This is a genomic window from Pseudonocardia sp. McavD-2-B, assembly GCF_024124365.1.
GTDB classification, from domain to species: domain Bacteria; phylum Actinomycetota; class Actinomycetes; order Mycobacteriales; family Pseudonocardiaceae; genus Pseudonocardia; species Pseudonocardia alni.
This window is the reverse complement of the sequence record NZ_JAMXSG010000127.1, coordinates 1-15,929: the sequence shown is the minus strand read 5'-3', so window position 1 is coordinate 15,929 and position 15,929 is coordinate 1. Positions and strand designations below refer to the sequence as shown.

The 15,929-nt window shown below is 73.9% G+C and carries 14 protein-coding genes; 11 read left to right on the top strand and 3 right to left on the bottom strand.

Annotated elements, in window-relative coordinates:
- The coding region (locus tag NH602_RS17350) for an NAD(P)/FAD-dependent oxidoreductase (protein ID WP_253068344.1) at nt 1-1,220 on the bottom strand (1,220 nt) is incomplete at its 3' end.
- 108 nt (nt 1,221-1,328) lie between these two features.
- On the opposite strand from NH602_RS17350, the gene NH602_RS17345 reads away from it, so the two are divergent.
- Nucleotides 1,329-1,919: a TetR/AcrR family transcriptional regulator gene (locus tag NH602_RS17345; protein ID WP_253068343.1), complete on the top strand. Its 591-nt coding sequence runs from the start codon at nt 1,329-1,331 to the stop codon at nt 1,917-1,919.
- On the opposite strand, the gene NH602_RS31935 is transcribed toward NH602_RS17345, so the two are convergent.
- On the bottom strand, nt 1,913-2,416 hold the full coding sequence (locus tag NH602_RS31935; RefSeq protein WP_100878662.1) for an Lrp/AsnC family transcriptional regulator: 504 nt from the start codon (nt 2,414-2,416) through the stop codon (nt 1,913-1,915). The two genes, NH602_RS17345 and NH602_RS31935, sit on opposite strands and share 7 nt — an antisense overlap.
- Nucleotides 2,417-2,511: 95 nt before the next feature.
- Between NH602_RS31935 and ald the strand changes: the two genes are divergently transcribed.
- Both ald and NH602_RS17330 read left to right on the top strand, forming a co-directional pair.
- Nucleotides 2,512-3,612, top strand: coding sequence for an alanine dehydrogenase (gene ald / locus NH602_RS17335; RefSeq protein WP_253068342.1), 1,101 nt, complete (start codon nt 2,512-2,514; stop codon nt 3,610-3,612).
- A gap of 93 nt (nt 3,613-3,705) precedes the next feature.
- Entirely contained in the window at nt 3,706-5,241 is a 1,536-nt protein-coding gene (locus tag NH602_RS17330) for an amino acid permease (protein ID WP_073576342.1), read from the top strand.
- A 75-nt stretch (nt 5,242-5,316) separates the two neighbouring features.
- On the opposite strand, the gene NH602_RS17325 is transcribed toward NH602_RS17330, so the two are convergent.
- A complete protein-coding gene (locus NH602_RS17325; protein WP_253068341.1) occupies nt 5,317-6,948 on the bottom strand; it encodes a long-chain fatty acid--CoA ligase in 1,632 nt (543 codons plus the stop codon).
- A gap of 119 nt (nt 6,949-7,067) precedes the next feature.
- On the opposite strand from NH602_RS17325, the gene NH602_RS17320 reads away from it, so the two are divergent.
- The 8 genes from NH602_RS17320 to NH602_RS17285 all read left to right on the top strand — a co-directional run.
- Nucleotides 7,068-8,408 (top strand): glutamate mutase L, encoded by a 1,341-nt coding sequence (locus NH602_RS17320; protein ID WP_179761887.1) that lies wholly within the window; start codon nt 7,068-7,070, stop codon nt 8,406-8,408.
- 253 nt (nt 8,409-8,661) lie between these two features.
- Nucleotides 8,662-10,149 (top strand): adenosylhomocysteinase, encoded by a 1,488-nt coding sequence (gene ahcY, locus NH602_RS17315; RefSeq protein ID WP_179761888.1) that lies wholly within the window; start codon nt 8,662-8,664, stop codon nt 10,147-10,149.
- A 108-nt stretch (nt 10,150-10,257) separates the two neighbouring features.
- A complete protein-coding gene (locus tag NH602_RS17310; protein WP_073576339.1) occupies nt 10,258-10,737 on the top strand; it encodes an NUDIX hydrolase in 480 nt (159 codons plus the stop codon).
- 16 nt (nt 10,738-10,753) lie between these two features.
- Nucleotides 10,754-11,398 carry a dTMP kinase gene (locus tag NH602_RS17305; protein ID WP_073576338.1) on the top strand — a complete coding sequence of 215 codons (645 nt, stop codon included), beginning with the start codon at nt 10,754-10,756 and terminating at the stop codon, nt 11,396-11,398.
- A 25-nt stretch (nt 11,399-11,423) separates the two neighbouring features.
- Nucleotides 11,424-12,101 (top strand): MtrAB system response regulator MtrA, encoded by a 678-nt coding sequence (mtrA, locus tag NH602_RS17300; RefSeq protein ID WP_020622190.1) that lies wholly within the window; start codon nt 11,424-11,426, stop codon nt 12,099-12,101.
- Nucleotides 12,102-12,126: 25 nt separating this feature from the next.
- Nucleotides 12,127-13,911 carry an MtrAB system histidine kinase MtrB gene (gene mtrB, locus NH602_RS17295; RefSeq protein WP_374210197.1) on the top strand — a complete coding sequence of 595 codons (1,785 nt, stop codon included), beginning with the start codon at nt 12,127-12,129 and terminating at the stop codon, nt 13,909-13,911.
- Nucleotides 13,908-15,632: an LpqB family beta-propeller domain-containing protein gene (locus NH602_RS17290; protein WP_253068340.1), complete on the top strand. Its 1,725-nt coding sequence runs from the start codon at nt 13,908-13,910 to the stop codon at nt 15,630-15,632. The genes mtrB and NH602_RS17290 overlap by 4 nt, the downstream gene beginning before the upstream one ends.
- Before the next feature lie 117 nt (nt 15,633-15,749).
- The coding region (locus NH602_RS17285) for a double zinc ribbon domain-containing protein (RefSeq protein WP_253068339.1) at nt 15,750-15,929 on the top strand (180 nt) is incomplete at its 3' end.

Below are 15,929 nucleotides of genomic sequence, written 5' to 3'. Positions count from 1 at the left end.
GCGGGGCCGGCCCCTCCGGCGTCGCCGTGCGCCCCGGCCTCGGCCATCGCCTCGGCGAACACCGCGACCGGGTCGGCGGCCGCCTCCGCCGAGAAGAAGCGCTCCAGCCCCTGCGCCGCGCCGGCGGCGTTGTGCTCCGCCCGCGGGAACATCGTCGCCTCGTAGCGGGCGACCGCGCCGGTGAGGTCGTGCGGGGTCGCCGCGACCTCGCGGGCCAGGTCGGCGGCGTCGAGCATGGCCGAGTTGGCGCCCTGCCCGGAGAACGGCGACATCAGGTGCGCCGCGTCGCCGATGAGAGTGACCCCCGGGACCGGGTCCCAGCGGTGCCCGACGGGCAGCATCTCCAGCGGCCGCTCGACGATCCGGTCGTCGGCCCGGACGATCAGCTCGCGCAGCTCGGGGGCGAACCCCGCGAACGCGGTGAGCAGCACGGCGCGGGCCGCGGCCGGGTCGTCGAGCACCCCGGCGGTGGTGGTGAGGCCGTGCACGGCGGCCCAGCCGGGCGGACGGCGGAACCCGGCGTAGACGCGGGCCGAGCCGTCGCCGAGCCGCTGGCAGAACAGGGCCCGCCCGGTGGTGCGGGTGGTCATCCCCCCACGTCCGACGAGCGCCTCCAGGCCCGGGAACGACGCGGGCGTGACCCGCAGCTCGACGAAGGTCACCCCGGTGTAGGACGGCGTCGCCGCCGACAGCAGGGGTCGCACCCGCGAGCGTGCCCCGTCCGCCCCGACGACGAGGTCGGCCGTGAGGTGCTCCCGCGTGCCGGGGCCGGTGCCGTCGGGTGGTCCGGCGAGCACGGCGTCGAGCCCGCCGTCGTCACGGTGCTCGACACGGTCCAGCCGCGTGCCCCAGCGCACGGTGCCGGGGGCCAGGGACCCGAGCAGCAGCGCACGCAGGTCACCGCGGTCGATCTCGGGGTTGAACAGCTCGCCGGGGGCGGCCCGCTCGTCGAGCAGGACCGAGCCGTCCGGGGCGAGCATCCGCATGTCCTGGCCCTCGGGCCGGGACACGCGCAGGAACTCCTCCAGCAGCCCGGCGGAAGTCAGCGCGACCTGGCCGCTGTCGCGCTGCATGTCCAGGGTGCCGCCCTGGTCGCGGGTGGTGATGTCGGCCTCGCGTTCGAGCACGGTGACGGCGATGCCGTAGCGCTGCAGGACGCGGGCGAGGGTCAGTCCGCCGGGTCCGGCTCCGGTGACGAGGACGCGCGGTGGGGTGGTCATGGTGGCCTCCGGGTGGGGGAGTGCGAGTGGGTCGGCCACGACTGTAGGTGAAGTCGATTGAAAAGTGTAGTGACTACACTTTCAGAGTGACTGCGCTAATCTGTCGCCGTGACCACGCCCGGACGCCGCGAACGCAAGAAGGCCGCCACCCGCCAGGGCATCGCGGACGCCGCACTGCGCCTGTTCCTCGACCGGGGCTTCGACGAGGTGACCGTCGCCGAGATCGCCGAGGCCGCGGACGTCTCGGTCACCACGCTGTTCAAGCACTTCGGCAGCAAGGAGGCGTTGCTGTTCGACGAGGACACCGAGCAGGAGTCCGAGCTGGTGGCCGCGGTGCGCGACCGCGCGCCGGGCACCGATGTCGTCGACGGGCTGTACGCCTGGCTGCTCGCGCGGGTCGACGGCCCGCCCGCCGCGCGACGGCCGTCGGCGGCCGAGCTGGAGCGGTTCCGCGAGCTGACCGACGCGGCACCGAGCCTGCGCGACCACGCGCGCCGGATGTGGGCCCGGCACGAGGCGGCGCTGGCCGCGGCACTCGCGGCGGACGCCGGGCGCGCCGAGCCGGCACCGGCGGACCGGGTGCTGGCGCACGTCGTCGTCGGGATCCCGCCGCTGCTGCGCGAGCAGGCGGGCCGGGCCCGCGAGCACCTCGACGCGGCGTTCGCCCTGCTCCGCCACGGCTACGACGGGGCTCAGTAGGTGTCGGGTGCCCGGTGGTGCTCGAAGATCAGCGATGTCCGGGTGCCTGCGACCTCCGCCCAGGCGTTGAGCGTCCCGACCAGGTCACGCAGTGCCACGGTGTCGGCGGTCGCGACCCGGATCATGTAGTCGTCGTCGCCGGCGAGGAAGTAGACGTCGCGCACCTCGGGGCGGCGGGACACCCGGGTCACGAACTCGGCGAGCCGGTCGCGGGCGTCGGACTGCAGGCGGACCGAGATCATGGCCTGCAGGGGGTGGCCGGTCGCCGCCGGGTCGACGTCGGCGTGGTAGCCGCGGATCACCCCGTGCTCGCGCAGCGCCCGGATGCGGCCGAGGCACGTCGACGGCGCGATCCCCGCGCCCGCGGCGAGTGAGTTGTTCGGTGTGCGGGCGTCCCGTTCCAGCTGGCGCAGCAGGGCCCGGTCGACACCGTCGAGCCGAACAGGGTTCGACGGTGACGGCCTGATCCGCCGCGGCTCCGAAGATTCATCGTTCACGAAGGCCCTCCGAAAATCTTGTTCAGTTCTGTTGGCACACTATCGATGTTTCTTCACCATTGACGCAGTTGGCGGGCCGAGTGGAGGAGAAGGACATGCGTGTCGCAGTGCCGAAGGAGACCAAGGACAACGAGTTCCGGGTGGCGCTCACGCCCGCCGGGGTGCACGAGCTCGTCGGGCGGGGGCACGAGGTCGTCGTCGAGCACGACGCCGGCGCCGGGTCCGCGATCGCCGACGCCGACTTCAAGGAGGCCGGGGCGCAGATCGTGTCCGACACCGCCGAGGTGTGGGGCTCGGCCGAGCTGCTGCTCAAGGTGAAGGAGCCGATCCCCTCGGAGTACGGCCACCTGCGCCCGGACCTGACGCTGTTCACCTACCTGCACCTGGCCGCGTCGCGCGCCTGCACCGACGCGCTGCTGTCGGCGGGGACGACCTCCATCGCCTACGAGACCGTCACCGACTCCCGTGGCCGGCTGCCGCTGCTCGCCCCGATGAGCGAGGTCGCGGGCCGGCTCGCCCCGCAGGCCGGCGGCTACCACCTCATGCGCTCGGCGGGCGGGCGCGGCATGCTCCTGGGCGGCGTCCCGGGCGCGCCGGGCGCCGACGTCGTCGTGCTCGGTGCCGGGGTCGCGGGGGCGAACGCCATCGCCATCGCCGCCGGCATGCGCGCGACGCTGACCGTGCTCGACGTCGACGTGGACAAGCTCCGCGTGATCGACGAGCAGTACGCCGGTGCCGTGCGCACCCAGTACTCCACCGCGCTGTCCGTGCGCGAGGCGGTGACCGGTGCCGACCTGGTGATCGGCGCGGTCCTGCTGCCCGGGGCCAAGGCGCCGACCCTGGTGTCGAACGAGCTCGTCTCCCAGATGCGGCCCGGCGCCGTACTCGTCGACATCGCGATCGACCAGGGCGGATGCTTCGAGGACTCGCGGCCCACCACCCACGCCGACCCGACCTACCGGGTGCACGACACCGTCTTCTACTGCGTCGCGAACATGCCCGGTGCGGTGCCGCACACCTCGACCCGCGCCCTCACCAACGCGACGCTGCCCCACGTGCTGCGCCTGGCCGACCAGGGCTGGCGGGCCGCGACCGAGGCCGACCCGCACCTCGCCGCGGGCCTGTCGACCCATCACGGCGTGCTCCTCTCCGAGGAGGTCGCGCAGGCCCACGGGCTGGAGCGCGGGACCGTCTGAGGCCGGGCGTGTCGTTGCGCAACCGCATCGTGACCTCAAATCCGCGTTGCATGGCGTGACGCAGACCGCATCGCGGACGTAGTTTCACCGCTCATGACGGTCACGAGCCGTGGTGGCGGCATGTTCCGCACCAAGACGGTCGAGCAATCCATCCGGGACACCGACGAACCGGACACCCGGCTGAAGAAGGACCTGGGGACGATCGACCTGATCGTCTTCGGGGTCGCGGTGGTCATCGGCGCCGGCATCTTCACCCTCGCCGCCAGCACGGCCGGCAACATCGCGGGACCCGCGGTGTCGCTGTCGTTCGTGCTGGCCGCGGTGGCGTGCGGTCTGGCCGCCCTCTGCTACGCGGAGTTCGCCTCCACGGTGCCGGTCGCCGGCAGCGCCTACACCTTCTCCTACGCCACCCTGGGCGAGTTCATCGCCTGGATCATCGGCTGGGACCTGGTCCTGGAGTTCGCGGTCGGCTCGGCCTACGTGTCGAAGGGCTGGTCGGAGTACCTCGCCCAGACCCTCGGCCTGATCGGCATCGAGGTGTCGACCTCGTTCGAGCTGGGGAGCTTCTTCTCCTTCGACTGGGGCGCGCTGTTGCTCGTCGTCGTCCTGGCGTTCCTGCTCTACCGCGGCACGAAGCTGTCCAGCCGGGTCAGCCTGGTGATCACCACGATCAAGGTCGCGATCGTGCTGTTCGTGATCATCCTGGGCGCCTTCTTCATCAACGCGGCGAACTACACCCCGTTCGTCCCGGAGCCCACACCCGGCACCGTCGAGACGGGCACCGGCATCCAGCAGTCACTGCTGTCGTTCTTCGGGGGCGCCTCGTCGAGCGTCTTCGGCGTCTACGGCGTGTTCGCCGCCGCCGCGATCGTGTTCTTCGCCTTCATCGGCTTCGACGCCGTCGCCACGACCGCGGAGGAGACCAGGAACCCGTCGAAGGCGCTGCCCCGCGGCATCCTCGGCTCGCTCGCGATCGTCACCGTGCTCTACGTCGCCGTCGCGCTGGTGATCACCGGCATGGTGCCCTACACCGATCTGGCCACGAAGCCCGACGGCACCCGCGCCACGCTGGCCACGGCGTTCGCCTCGCTCGGCATCAACTGGGCGGCGACGATCATCGCCGTCGGCGCGCTGCTCGGACTCACCACGGTCGTCATGGTGCTGATGCTCGGCCAGATCCGCGTCATCTTCGCGATGTCGCGCGACGGGCTGCTGCCGACCGCGCTGGCGAAGACCAACCGCTTCGGCACCCCGGGCCGGGCCACCTGGCTGATCGGCGTCGTGATCGCCCTGGTCGCGACGTTCTTCCCGGCCCAGGACCTCGAGCAGATGGTCAACATCGGCACGCTGTTCGCCTTCGTGCTGGTCTCGATCGGCGTCGTGATCCTGCGCCGGACCCGGCCCGACCTGCCGCGCGGCTTCCGCACCCCGCTGGTGCCGCTCGTGCCGATCCTGGCCGTGCTCGCCTGCGTGTGGCTGATGCTGAACCTGTCGGTCGAGACCTGGCTGCGGTTCGTCATCTGGATGGTCATCGGCGTGATCGTGTACTTCGCGTACTCGCGGAAGAACTCGATCCTCGGCCGCCGCGAGCGCGGCGACCTCCCCGCCCAGGCGACCTCCTCGGACTGAGACGGCCCCCGACACGGATCGACCGGTACCTGACCGGTGTCACGGCGCGGCCGGGCAGCGCTCAGGTACCGGTGATCATGCGTTCGGCAGGGCGTACCCGGCGAACCGCTCGCGCAGGGTCTTCTTGGAGAACTTGCCGACGCTGGTCTTCGGCACCTCGTCGACCAGTTCCAGGGCGTCGGGGAGCCACCATTTCGCGACCCGGTCGGCGAGGAACTCCCGCAGCTCGTCGAGGGTGAGGGACTCCCCGTCCTCGACGACGACGCAGGCCAGCGGCCGCTCCACCCACCGCGGGTGCGCGACGCCGATCACCGCGGCCTCGGCCACCTTCGGGTGCGCCATGATCTCGTTCTCCAGCTCGACGGTGCCGATCCACTCGCCGCCGGACTTGATCAGGTCCTTGGTGCGGTCGACCAGCCGGAACGAGCCGTACGGGTCGACGGTGGCGACGTCGCCGGTGCGCAGCCTGCCGTCGTCGGTGAACTGGGCGCCGCCGCCCTCACCGCGGTAGTACTCCTTCGCGATCCACGGCCCCGACGCCTGCACCTCACCGGTGGCGTGGTCGTCCCAGGGCATCTCCTCACCGGTCTCGGGGTCGACGATCCGCATCTCCACCAGCGGCATCGGCCTGCCCTGGCGGACGCGGGCGGCGGCGAGCTCGTCGTCGGAGGCGCCGTCGAGGTGCGAGCCGAGCACGCCCATCGTGCCGATCGGGGAGGTCTCGGTCATGCCCCAGATGTGCAGCAGCGGCACCCCGAGCCGGACGCGGTACTCCTCGCACAGCGCCTTCGGGACCGCCGAGCCACCGCAGAAGATCGTGCGCAGCGACGACAGGTCGTGGCCGCCGAGCAGCGGCAGGACGTTCATCCAGATCGTCGGGACCCCGCCGGTCACGGTGACCCGGTGCCGCTCGACGAGGTCGACGATCGCGCCGGGGGACAGGTCCGGGCCGGGGAAGACCAGGTCGGTGCCGGCGAGCAGACAGCCGTAGGGCAGGCCCCAGGCGTTCGCATGGAACATCGGCACCACCGGCATGACGACGTCGCGCTCGGCCAGCGCGGGACCGTCGGCGATCAGCGTGACGAGCGAGTGCAGCATCGTCGAGCGGTGGCTGTAGACCACGCCCTTCGGGTTCCCGGTGGTCCCGGACGTGTAGCACATCGCGGCGGCGGTGTTCTCGTCGTCGACGACGAACCGGCCCGCGTACGGCTCGGCCGCGGCCAGGAGCTCCTCGTAGGACCGGATCCGCGGGTCGTCGGGGACCGCGACGTCGGCGCCGTCGTCGAGCACCACCACGTGCGCGACGCCGGGCAGCCGGTCGACGTGCGGCCAGAACAGCGGCAGCAGGGACCGGTCGACGAAGACGACCTCGTCGCCGGCGTGCTCGGCGACGTAGACGAGCTGGTCGGGGTGCAGCCGGATGTTGAGCGTGTGCAGCACCCGGCCGGTGCACGGGGCGGCGAGGTAGAGCTCCAGGTGCCGGGAGGTGTTCCAGCAGAACGTGCCGACGCGGCCGTCCGCGGAGACGCCCAGGGTGTCCAGGACGGTCGCGAGCCGCCGTACCCGTTCGGCCCACCGGGCCACCGTGACGACGTCCTCGGTGCCGTCCGGTCGAGCGGTCACCATCCGTTTGCGCCCGAACAGCTGCTCCGCGCGGTGGAACACGTGCGGCAGGGTCAGCGGGCGGTCCTGCATCAGTCCGAGCACGTCGATCAACCTACCGGCGGGGGTGACCGCGATCACCCACCTCTCGGGCAGGTGCGGGTCGCAAGGGATCTGCCGCGGACACTCCCTGTGACCGCCCGACCGCAGTACGCTCGCCGTCCATGACCGACGCGTCGCCGGACGACCCGCACTCGCCTGCGGTCTGCCTCGACGTCGGCTCCTGCTCGACCAAGGCCGTGCTGGTGCTGCCCGACGGGACCCCGGCGGGGTTCGCCGAGCACCCCACCACGCCCGACGTGCTCACCGGGGTCGACGCGGCCGTCGCCGCTGCGGCGGCCGCCGCGGGCCGGGGCAGGCGTGCGGCGCCGCGGGTGCTGGCCTGTTCCTCGGCGGGCGGGGCGCTGCGCCTGGCCGTGGTCGGGGCCGAGACGTTGATCGCCACCGAGGCCGGGCACCGGGTCTGCCGCTCCGCGGGGGCCCGGGTGGTCGGGGTGCACCCCGGGCCGCTGGAGACCGACGCGGTGCTGGAGCTGTCGAGCCGCCGCCCCGGGGCGGTGCTGCTGCTCGGCGGTGCCGACGGTGCCGACCCGGCGGTGCTGCTGCACAACGCGGGCAGGCTGGCCCGCACCCGCGGGCACTGGCCGGTGCTGCTCTCGGTCGACGACGACGACGCCCGCGCCGACGCGCTCGGCCTGCTGCTGGCCGGTGGGCGGGCCGTCACGACCTGCCCCAACGTCACGCCGCAGCCGGGCCGGATCGTCGCCGGGCCCGCGCGGGACGCCGTCGCCGCGCTCTACGCCCGGCACGTCCTCGGGGCGGGCACCGGCCGGTTCGGCGCGCTGGTCCACTCCGCCACGCACGCCGCGGTCGGCGCCGGAGCCGGGGTACTGGCCCGGCTGACCGGGACCGGGGTGCTCGTCGTCGACGTCGGGTCGGCGACCACCGACGTGCACCGCGGCGGCCCCGGGCCCGGCCCGGCGGCCGCGACCGTGGAGGGCGATCTCGGGGTGCGCGACGGCGCCGTCGGCGTCCTGACGGAGGCCCAGACCGAGGGCATCGTCGACCCGGTGGAGGCCGACCTGCTCGGCCCGGCCGTCGCCGCGCTGCAGGAGTCGCGGGCCACCGTGCCCGCCGACCGGGGCGCGGCCGCCGAGGACCGCAGGCTGGCCGCGATCGCGGCCGTGGTCGCGCTGCGCAGGCACCTGCGCCACACCGGCGTCCTGGCCGACCCCGCGCACCCCGGGACCGGCCCGGACACCCCCGTCGACGCGGGTGAGATCGGTCTCGTCGTGCTCACCGGGGGCGTGTTCCGCCAGCGCGACGCGGCCGGGCTGGCCGCGGCGGCCCGCACGGTGCGCCATGACGCCGTCCTGGCGCCGCTGCTGGCCCGGGCGGAGGTGCGGGTCGACAGCGAGTCCGTGCTCGCCCCGGCCGGGCTGCTGGCCGCGCACGGCCGCGAGGTCGCGGCGGGCGGGCTGCTCGCCGAGCACCTGACAGGCTGATCACCCCTGAGTTGACACCCCCGCGGTGGCTCGGAACCATGGAGGTCGCGACATCGCCGGGCGCCGAGAGGCGCTGCAGCGGCCGTCACCGGCCGCCACGCTCGGGCCCGGCCGGCACGGACGAGAAAGGGCGCCTGTCTCCGACGAGGAGGGAGGACGCCGTGACCCGTGTACGCCGCTCCTCCTCCCCGCCGGACCGCACCCGTCGTGCCGACGAGTACGACTCTTACGCCTGAGGAGGCGCACCCACCCCATGACCGATCACCCGAAGCTGCAGCACGCCGGCGGCCTGGACTTCGCGATCGCCGACATCTCCGAGGCGGAGTACGGCCGCAAGGACATCCGGCTCGCCGAGAACGAGATGCCGGGCCTGATCGACCTGCGCCGTGAGTACGGGGAGTCCAAGCCGCTGACCGGCGCGCGGATCGCCGGCTCGCTGCACATGACCACCCAGACCGCGGTCCTCATCGAGACCCTCGTCGCGCTCGGCGCCGACGTCCGCTGGGTGTCCTGCAACATCTTCTCCACCCAGGACTACGCGGCCGCCGCGACCGTCGTCGGCCCGCACGGCACCGCGGAGGAGCCGCAGGGCGTCCCGGTCTTCGCCTGGAAGGGCGAGTCGCTGGAGGACTACTGGTGGTGCACCGAGCAGCTGTTCAAGTTCCGTGACGCCGACGGCAACGTCGTCGGCCCGAACATGATCCTCGACGACGGCGGCGACGCCACCCTGCTCGTGCACAAGGGCGTCGAGTTCGAGAAGACCGGCGTCGTGCCGAGCTTCGAGGACGACGACCTGTCGGTCTCCGACGAGGAGCGGGTCGTGTTCGACACCCTGCGCCGCAGCCTCGCCGAGGACCCGCAGCGCTGGACGACGATCAACTCCGACATCCGCGGCGTCACCGAGGAGACCACCACCGGCGTCAACCGGCTGTACCAGCTGGCCGAGCGCGGCGAGCTGCTCTTCCCGGCGATCAACGTCAACGACTCGGTCACCAAGTCGAAGTTCGACAACAAGTACGGCATCCGCCACTCGCTGATCGACGGCCTGAACCGGGCCACCGACGTGCTGCTCGGCGGCAAGGTGGCCGTCGTGGCCGCCTACGGCGACACCGGCAAGGGCTCGGTCGAGGCGCTGGCGGGCCAGGGCGCGCGCGTCATCGTCGCCGAGGTCGACCCGATCTGCGCGCTGCAGGCGCTGCTGGAGGGCCACCAGGTCGCGACCCTGGACTCGGTCATCGAGCAGGCCGACATCATCGTCACGGCGACCGGCAACAAGGACATCCTCACGGTCGACCTGCTCAAGCGGGCCAAGCACCAGGCGATCGTCGCCAACGTCGGTCACTTCGACAACGAGATCGACATGGCGGGCCTGTCCCGCGTCGAGGGCATCAAGAAGATCAACATCAAGCCCCAGGTCGACGAGTGGATCTTCCCGGACGGCCACTCGGTCATCGTGCTGTCCGAGGGCCGCCTGATGAACCTGGGCAACGCGACCGGCCACCCGTCGTTCGTGATGTCCAACAGCTTCTCGAACCAGGTGATCGCCCAGATCGAGCTGTTCACCAAGCACGAGGAGTACAACAAGGACGTCTACCGGCTGCCGAAGCACCTGGACGAGAAGGTCGCGCGGATCCACGTGCAGGCCCTCGGTGGCGAGCTGACCAAGCTCACCAAGGACCAGGCCGAGTACATCGGCGTGGACGTCGAGGGTCCGTACAAGCCGGAGCACTACCGCTACTGAGCGAGAAGCTCGCGGGTCGCGCATCGGTACCGCGTTCTCCGTTCCGACGGCGCGGTGGCCCCTTCCCGGGGCGCCGCGCCGTCGGCGTACCAGGGGGTCACCGTCGGGATGACGATCGAGATCGGGTCGGGTGACGGCTGGGTGCACTGCGCCCGGGGGCACCGGCACTGGGGCCTGTTCGGCGCGGCCGGGCTGCTCGTGCGCCACCGCGACGACGCCGACCCGGCGGGCGTCGACCGGGTGCTGTTGCAGCACCGGGCGTCCTGGAGCCACCACGGCGGCACCTGGGGGATCCCCGGCGGTGCCCGGGACCGGGGGGAGTCCGCGGTGCGGGCGGCGCTGCGCGAGGCGGCCGAGGAGAGCACCCTCGCCGTCGCCGGGCTGGCGCCGGTGGAGGAGTTCGTCGACGACCACGGCGGCTGGAGCTACACCACGGTCGTCGTGCGGACGCCGGACGCGCCGCCGGTCCGGGTGCGCGGCGCGGAGAGCACCGAGCTGCGCTGGGTGCGCACCGACCGGCTCGGCGAGCTGGACCTGCACCCGGGCTTCGCGACGACCTGGCCCACCGTCTCGGAGCTGGGTGCCTGACCTAGGCTCGACCGCCGTGGGGGAACTGGTGGTCGTCGAGGGACTGGACGGTGCGGGCAAGCACACGTTCACCACGGAGCTCGTCGCCGGGCTGCGCGCACACGGCGCCTCGGTCACCACGACGGCCTTCCCCCGCTACGACGACGACGTGCACGCCGAGCTGGCCCGCGACGCGCTCTACGGCCGGATGGGCGACCTCGCCTCCTCGGTGCACGCGATGGCGGTGCTGTTCGCGCTCGACCGCCGGGCCGCCGCGGCCGGGCTGCGTGCGGCGCTCGCCGCGCACGACGTCGTGCTCGTGGACCGCTACGTCGCCTCCAACGCCGCCTACAGCGCCGCCCGGCTCGGCCAGGACGCCGGCGGCGAGGTCGTCGGCTGGGTCCGGGCGCTGGAGATCGACCGGTTCGGCATCCCGGTGCCCGGCCACCAGCTGCTGCTGGCACCGCCCCGGGAGGTCGCCGCGGAGCGGGCGAGGTCGCGCGCGGCCACCGAGCCCGGCCGCGCCCGCGACGCCTACGAGAGCGACGACGGCCTGCAGGCCCGCACCGACGCCGTCTACCGGGAGCTGGCGGCGCGGTCCTGGCTGAGCCGCTGGACGGTGCTCGACGACCCCGCCGCGGCACCGTCGGCCCTCGTGCCCGCCCTGCTGCACCGGTGCTGATCACGGGGCTGGGATAGTGACGTCCATGAAGTCGCGCGTACTGGTGGTCGACGACGACCCGGCCCTGGCCGAGATGCTCACCATCGTGCTGCGGGGCGAGGGCTTCGAGACAGCGGTCGTGTCCGACGGGACGCGGGCACTGCCCGCCGTCCGGGACACCCAGCCGGACGTGGTGCTGCTCGACCTGATGCTGCCCGGCATGAACGGCATCGACGTGTGCCGGGCCATCCGGGCGGAGTCCGGCGTCCCGATCGTCATGCTGACGGCCAAGAGCGACACCGTCGACGTCGTGCTCGGGCTGGAGTCCGGCGCCGACGACTACGTCGTGAAGCCGTTCAAGCCCAAGGAGCTCGTCGCGCGGATCCGGGCCCGGGTCCGCCGCAACGACGCCGAGCCCGCCGAGCAGCTGTCCATCGGCGAGATCGACATCGACGTGCCCGCGCACCAGGTCACCCGGGAGGGCCGGCCGATCGCGCTGACCCCGCTCGAGTTCGACCTGCTCGTCGCGCTGGCCCGCAAGCCGCGCCAGGTGTTCACCCGCGAGGTCCTGCTCGAGCAGGTGTGGGGCTACCGGCACGCCGCGGACACCCGCCTGGTGAACGTGCACGTGCAGCGTCTCCGGTCGAAGGTCGAGCGCGACCCGGAGCGCCCCGAGGTGGTCCTGACCGTCCGCGGGGTGGGGTACAAGGCCGGTCCTCCGTGACCGGCGCGCCGCGGGTGCACCGGCCGTGGTGACGCGTCGCCGCGGACTCCGCACCCGGCTGGCCCGGCTGCCCGGGGCCCGGCGGGTCGCCCGCGCGCTGGGCCCGCTGCGGGTGCAGGCGCACGAGCTGGGCATGCTCATCGCCGCGGCCTGGCGGCGGTCGCTGCAGCTGCGGGTGGTCACCTCGACGCTGGCGCTGTCGTCGGCGGTCGTGCTGGTGCTCGGCCTGGTGCTGCAGAGCGAGATCGCCGAACGGCTGCTGCAGAGCAAGCTCGACGCCGCGATCTCCCAGTCGGACGCGAACCGGCAGGTCCTGGAGGGGCAGCTGGCGAGCGTCGACCCGGACCGCGAGGGCGTGCAGGAGATCCTGGACACCGCCCTGGAACGGCTGACCGACACCACCGGCCCCGGCCGGGCCGGGACGGCCGGGGAGTTCAGCGCCGCGCTGACCACCGGGTCGGCGAACGGGCCCGAGGTGTCCGCCGGCGACGTCGGCCAGATCACTGCGCGCCAGCAGGACATCACCGCCCGCGGGTCGCTGGACAGCCTGAACCGCCAGTACACGACCGTCGACGGCGTCCCGAACCTCGTCATCGGGCAGAAGATCGCCACCGCGGGCCGGGAGCTGCAGTTCTACCTGCTGTTCCCGCTCAACGGTGAGCAGCTGACGCTCGGGCTGGTGCAGAGCACGCTGATCGTCGGCGGGCTGGTGCTGCTGGTGCTGCTGGCCGCGATCGCCAGCCTCGTCACCCGGCAGGTGGTCCGCCCGATCCGGCACGCCGCCGACGTGGCCGAACGCTTCGCCGGGGGACACCTCGACGAGCGGATGGCCGTGCGCGGCGAGGACGAGGTCGCCCGGCTCGCCGAGTCCTACAACGAGATGGCGGGCAGCCTCGCCGCGCAGATCGCCCAGCTCGAGGAGTTCGGGGCGCTGCAGCGGCGGTTCACCTCCGACGTCAGCCACGAGCTGCGCACGCCGCTGACCACCGTGCGGATGGCCGCCGACGTCCTCTACGCCTCCCGCGACGAGCTGCTCCCGGCGCTGCGCCGCAGCTCCGAGCTGCTGGTCACCGAGCTCGACCGGTTCGAGGAGCTGCTCGCCGACCTGCTGGAGATCTCCCGCCTCGACGCCGGCGTGGCCGAGCTGGGTGCCGAACGGGTCGACCTGTCCGCGGTGGTGCGGCGGGCGACCGACGCGGTGCGCGGCATCGCCGCCGACGCCGGCACCGACCTCGTCCTGGACCTGCCGGCGGGCGAGCTGATCGAGGCCGACCCGCGCCGGGTGGAGCGCATCGTGCGCAACCTCGTCGCGAACGCGATCGACCACGGCGAGGGCCGCCCGGTGGAGGTGACGGTGGCCGGCGACGACGCCGCGGTCGCCGTCGTCGTGCGCGACCACGGCGTCGGGCTGCGGCCCGGCGAGGCCGACCTGGTGTTCAACCGGTTCTGGCGGGCCGAGGAGTCGCGGGCCCGGCGCAGTGGCGGCACCGGGCTCGGGCTGTCGATCAGCATCGAGGACGCCCGGCTGCACGGCGGCTGGCTGCAGGCCTGGGGCGAGCCGGGCAACGGCTCGGCGTTCCGGCTGACCCTGCCGCGCGAGGTGGGCGGGCACATCACCGCGTCGCCGCTGCCGCTCGGCCCGCCCGCCGCCGCGGCCGGGGACCGGCGCAACGGCAGCTCGGTGCCGACCCCGCCGCAGGGGATCGGCCGCGACCTGCGCGAGGAGGACCTGTGGCGGCTGCGCCCCGAGGAGCACGCGCCGATGCAGCCCGCCGAGCGCGCCATCATCGACCCGGGCGGCGACCGGTGACCGCCCGCCGTGCGCTGGCGGCGCTGGTCGTGACGGTCGCCGCCGCCGTCGTCGCCGGGTGCGCGACGGTGCCCCAGCAGTCCGACGTGCAGGTGCTGCGCCAGGGCGAGCAGGCCGCCGAGCAGAACCTGAGCGGCCCGATCGAGGACGACGAGCCGCTCGGCCTGGTCCGCGGGTTCGTCTACCGTTCCGGCTCGCCCGACGACCGGCACGCGCAGGCCCGCCGCTACCTGTCGGCGTCGGCGTCGGACTGGGACGACGCGGCGTCGCTGACCGTCCTGGACGAGCGGTTCGACACCGTCGTGTCGCCGGAGAACGGCACACCGGGGCCGGACCGGATGACGGTGCGGGTGCGGGGCACCCGGCTGGGCACGGTCGGGCCGGGCGGGGCGTTCGAGTCCTCCCCCCAGCGGGTCGAGGTCGACGTCGGCGTCGTCCGGGAGGGCGAGCACTGGCGGATCGACCGGCCACCGCCCGGGGTGATGGTCCGGCTGTCGGACTTCCGCTCGCACTACCGCGAGCTGCAGGCCTGGTTCGTCGACCCGGTCCGCCGGATGCTGCTGCCCGACGGGCACTACATCCGCAGCGGGCGTCCCGGCGAGCTCGCGATGGACGCCGTCGACGTGCTGTTGCGCGGGCCGTCCACCGGCCTGGCCGGGGCGGCGGTGACGATGTTCCCGGCGACCGCGCGGATCCGCTCGGCGACGACCGACCCCGCGGCGGGCACCGCGTCGATCGAGCTGACCGGGGTGTCGGGGCTGTCCCCGCAGGACCGGGAGCTGCTCGCCGCGCAGGTCGCGCAGACCCTCGGCGGGGTGGGCGTGCCACGGGTGGAGCTGCTGGCCGACGGCGGACCGCTGGTCCCCGCCACGCCGACGGTGTCGGCCGCGGACCAGGCCGACCTCGTCGCCGGCCCCGGCCGGGCCCCCGCGTTCCCCTACGTCGTCGACGGCGGCCGGGTCCGTCAGCTCAGCGCGACCGGCGTGGCGGCGCCGGTCGCCGGGCAGGCCGGGAACGGCTCGTTCGACATCACCGAGGCCGCCGCGTCCGCGCGCAGCGGGCGGATCGCCGTCGTGTCCCGGGAGTCGACGGGCACCCAGCGGCTGCTCACCGGCCCGCTGGGCGGGGAGCTCACCGCCACCCCGGTGTCCGGCGCCGACGTCCGCTCGCTGAGCTGGAACGGGGCGGGCGACGAGATCTGGGCGGTCGTGAACGGCAGGCTGCGCCGGGTCCTCGTCCCGCCGTCCGGGCCGCCGGTCGAGGGCGCGGTGGACGCGAGCCGGCTGACGCCGCTCGGCCGGATCGGGGACGTCGCGCTGGCGCGTGAGGGTGGCCGGATCGCCGTCGTCGCCGACGGTGCGCTGCTCGTCGGCCCGATCGTCCCGCTCGACGACGGCGAGGTCGTTGTCGGGCCGCTGCGGCGCCTGCGCCCCGGGGACCTCGACGACGTGGTGTCGATCGACTGGCACTCCGCGGACCGGATCGTGGTCGCGTCGGACTCGGACCGCCCCATGTCCGAGGTGAGCGCCGACGGTCTGCGCCTGGACCAGATCCCCGGCACGAACCTGACCGCGCCGCTGGGGGCGCTGGCCGCCGCCGAGGGGCGCCCGCTGTACGTGACCGACCGGACCGGCCTGTGGAGCTACTCCGGCGGCGAGTTCGACGCCTGGCAGCAGGCGGGCGGGACGGGCGCGGCCGCACAGCCGTTCTACCCCGGCTGAGCGGGTCCCGGTGGCCGGATCCCCGGCCTGTGGACAACTCCGGTGGTTGTGGACAACCCGGCTCGGGCGGACTCCGGCGGGGCCGCGGCGACGGTGCCGGGGGCGAGTATCGGAGCCGTGACCCCGACCCGAGCCCCGTCCCCGGCCGCCGCCCTGCTGGACCTCCTCCTGCCCCGGACCTGCGGTGGCTGCGGTGCCGGGCCGCCCGGCAGCGGGGGCTGGTGCCCGGCCTGCGCGCAGGACACCGCAGGCCCGGTGCCGGTCCGCGTGCCCGGCGCCGGCCGGGTCGCGGCGGCC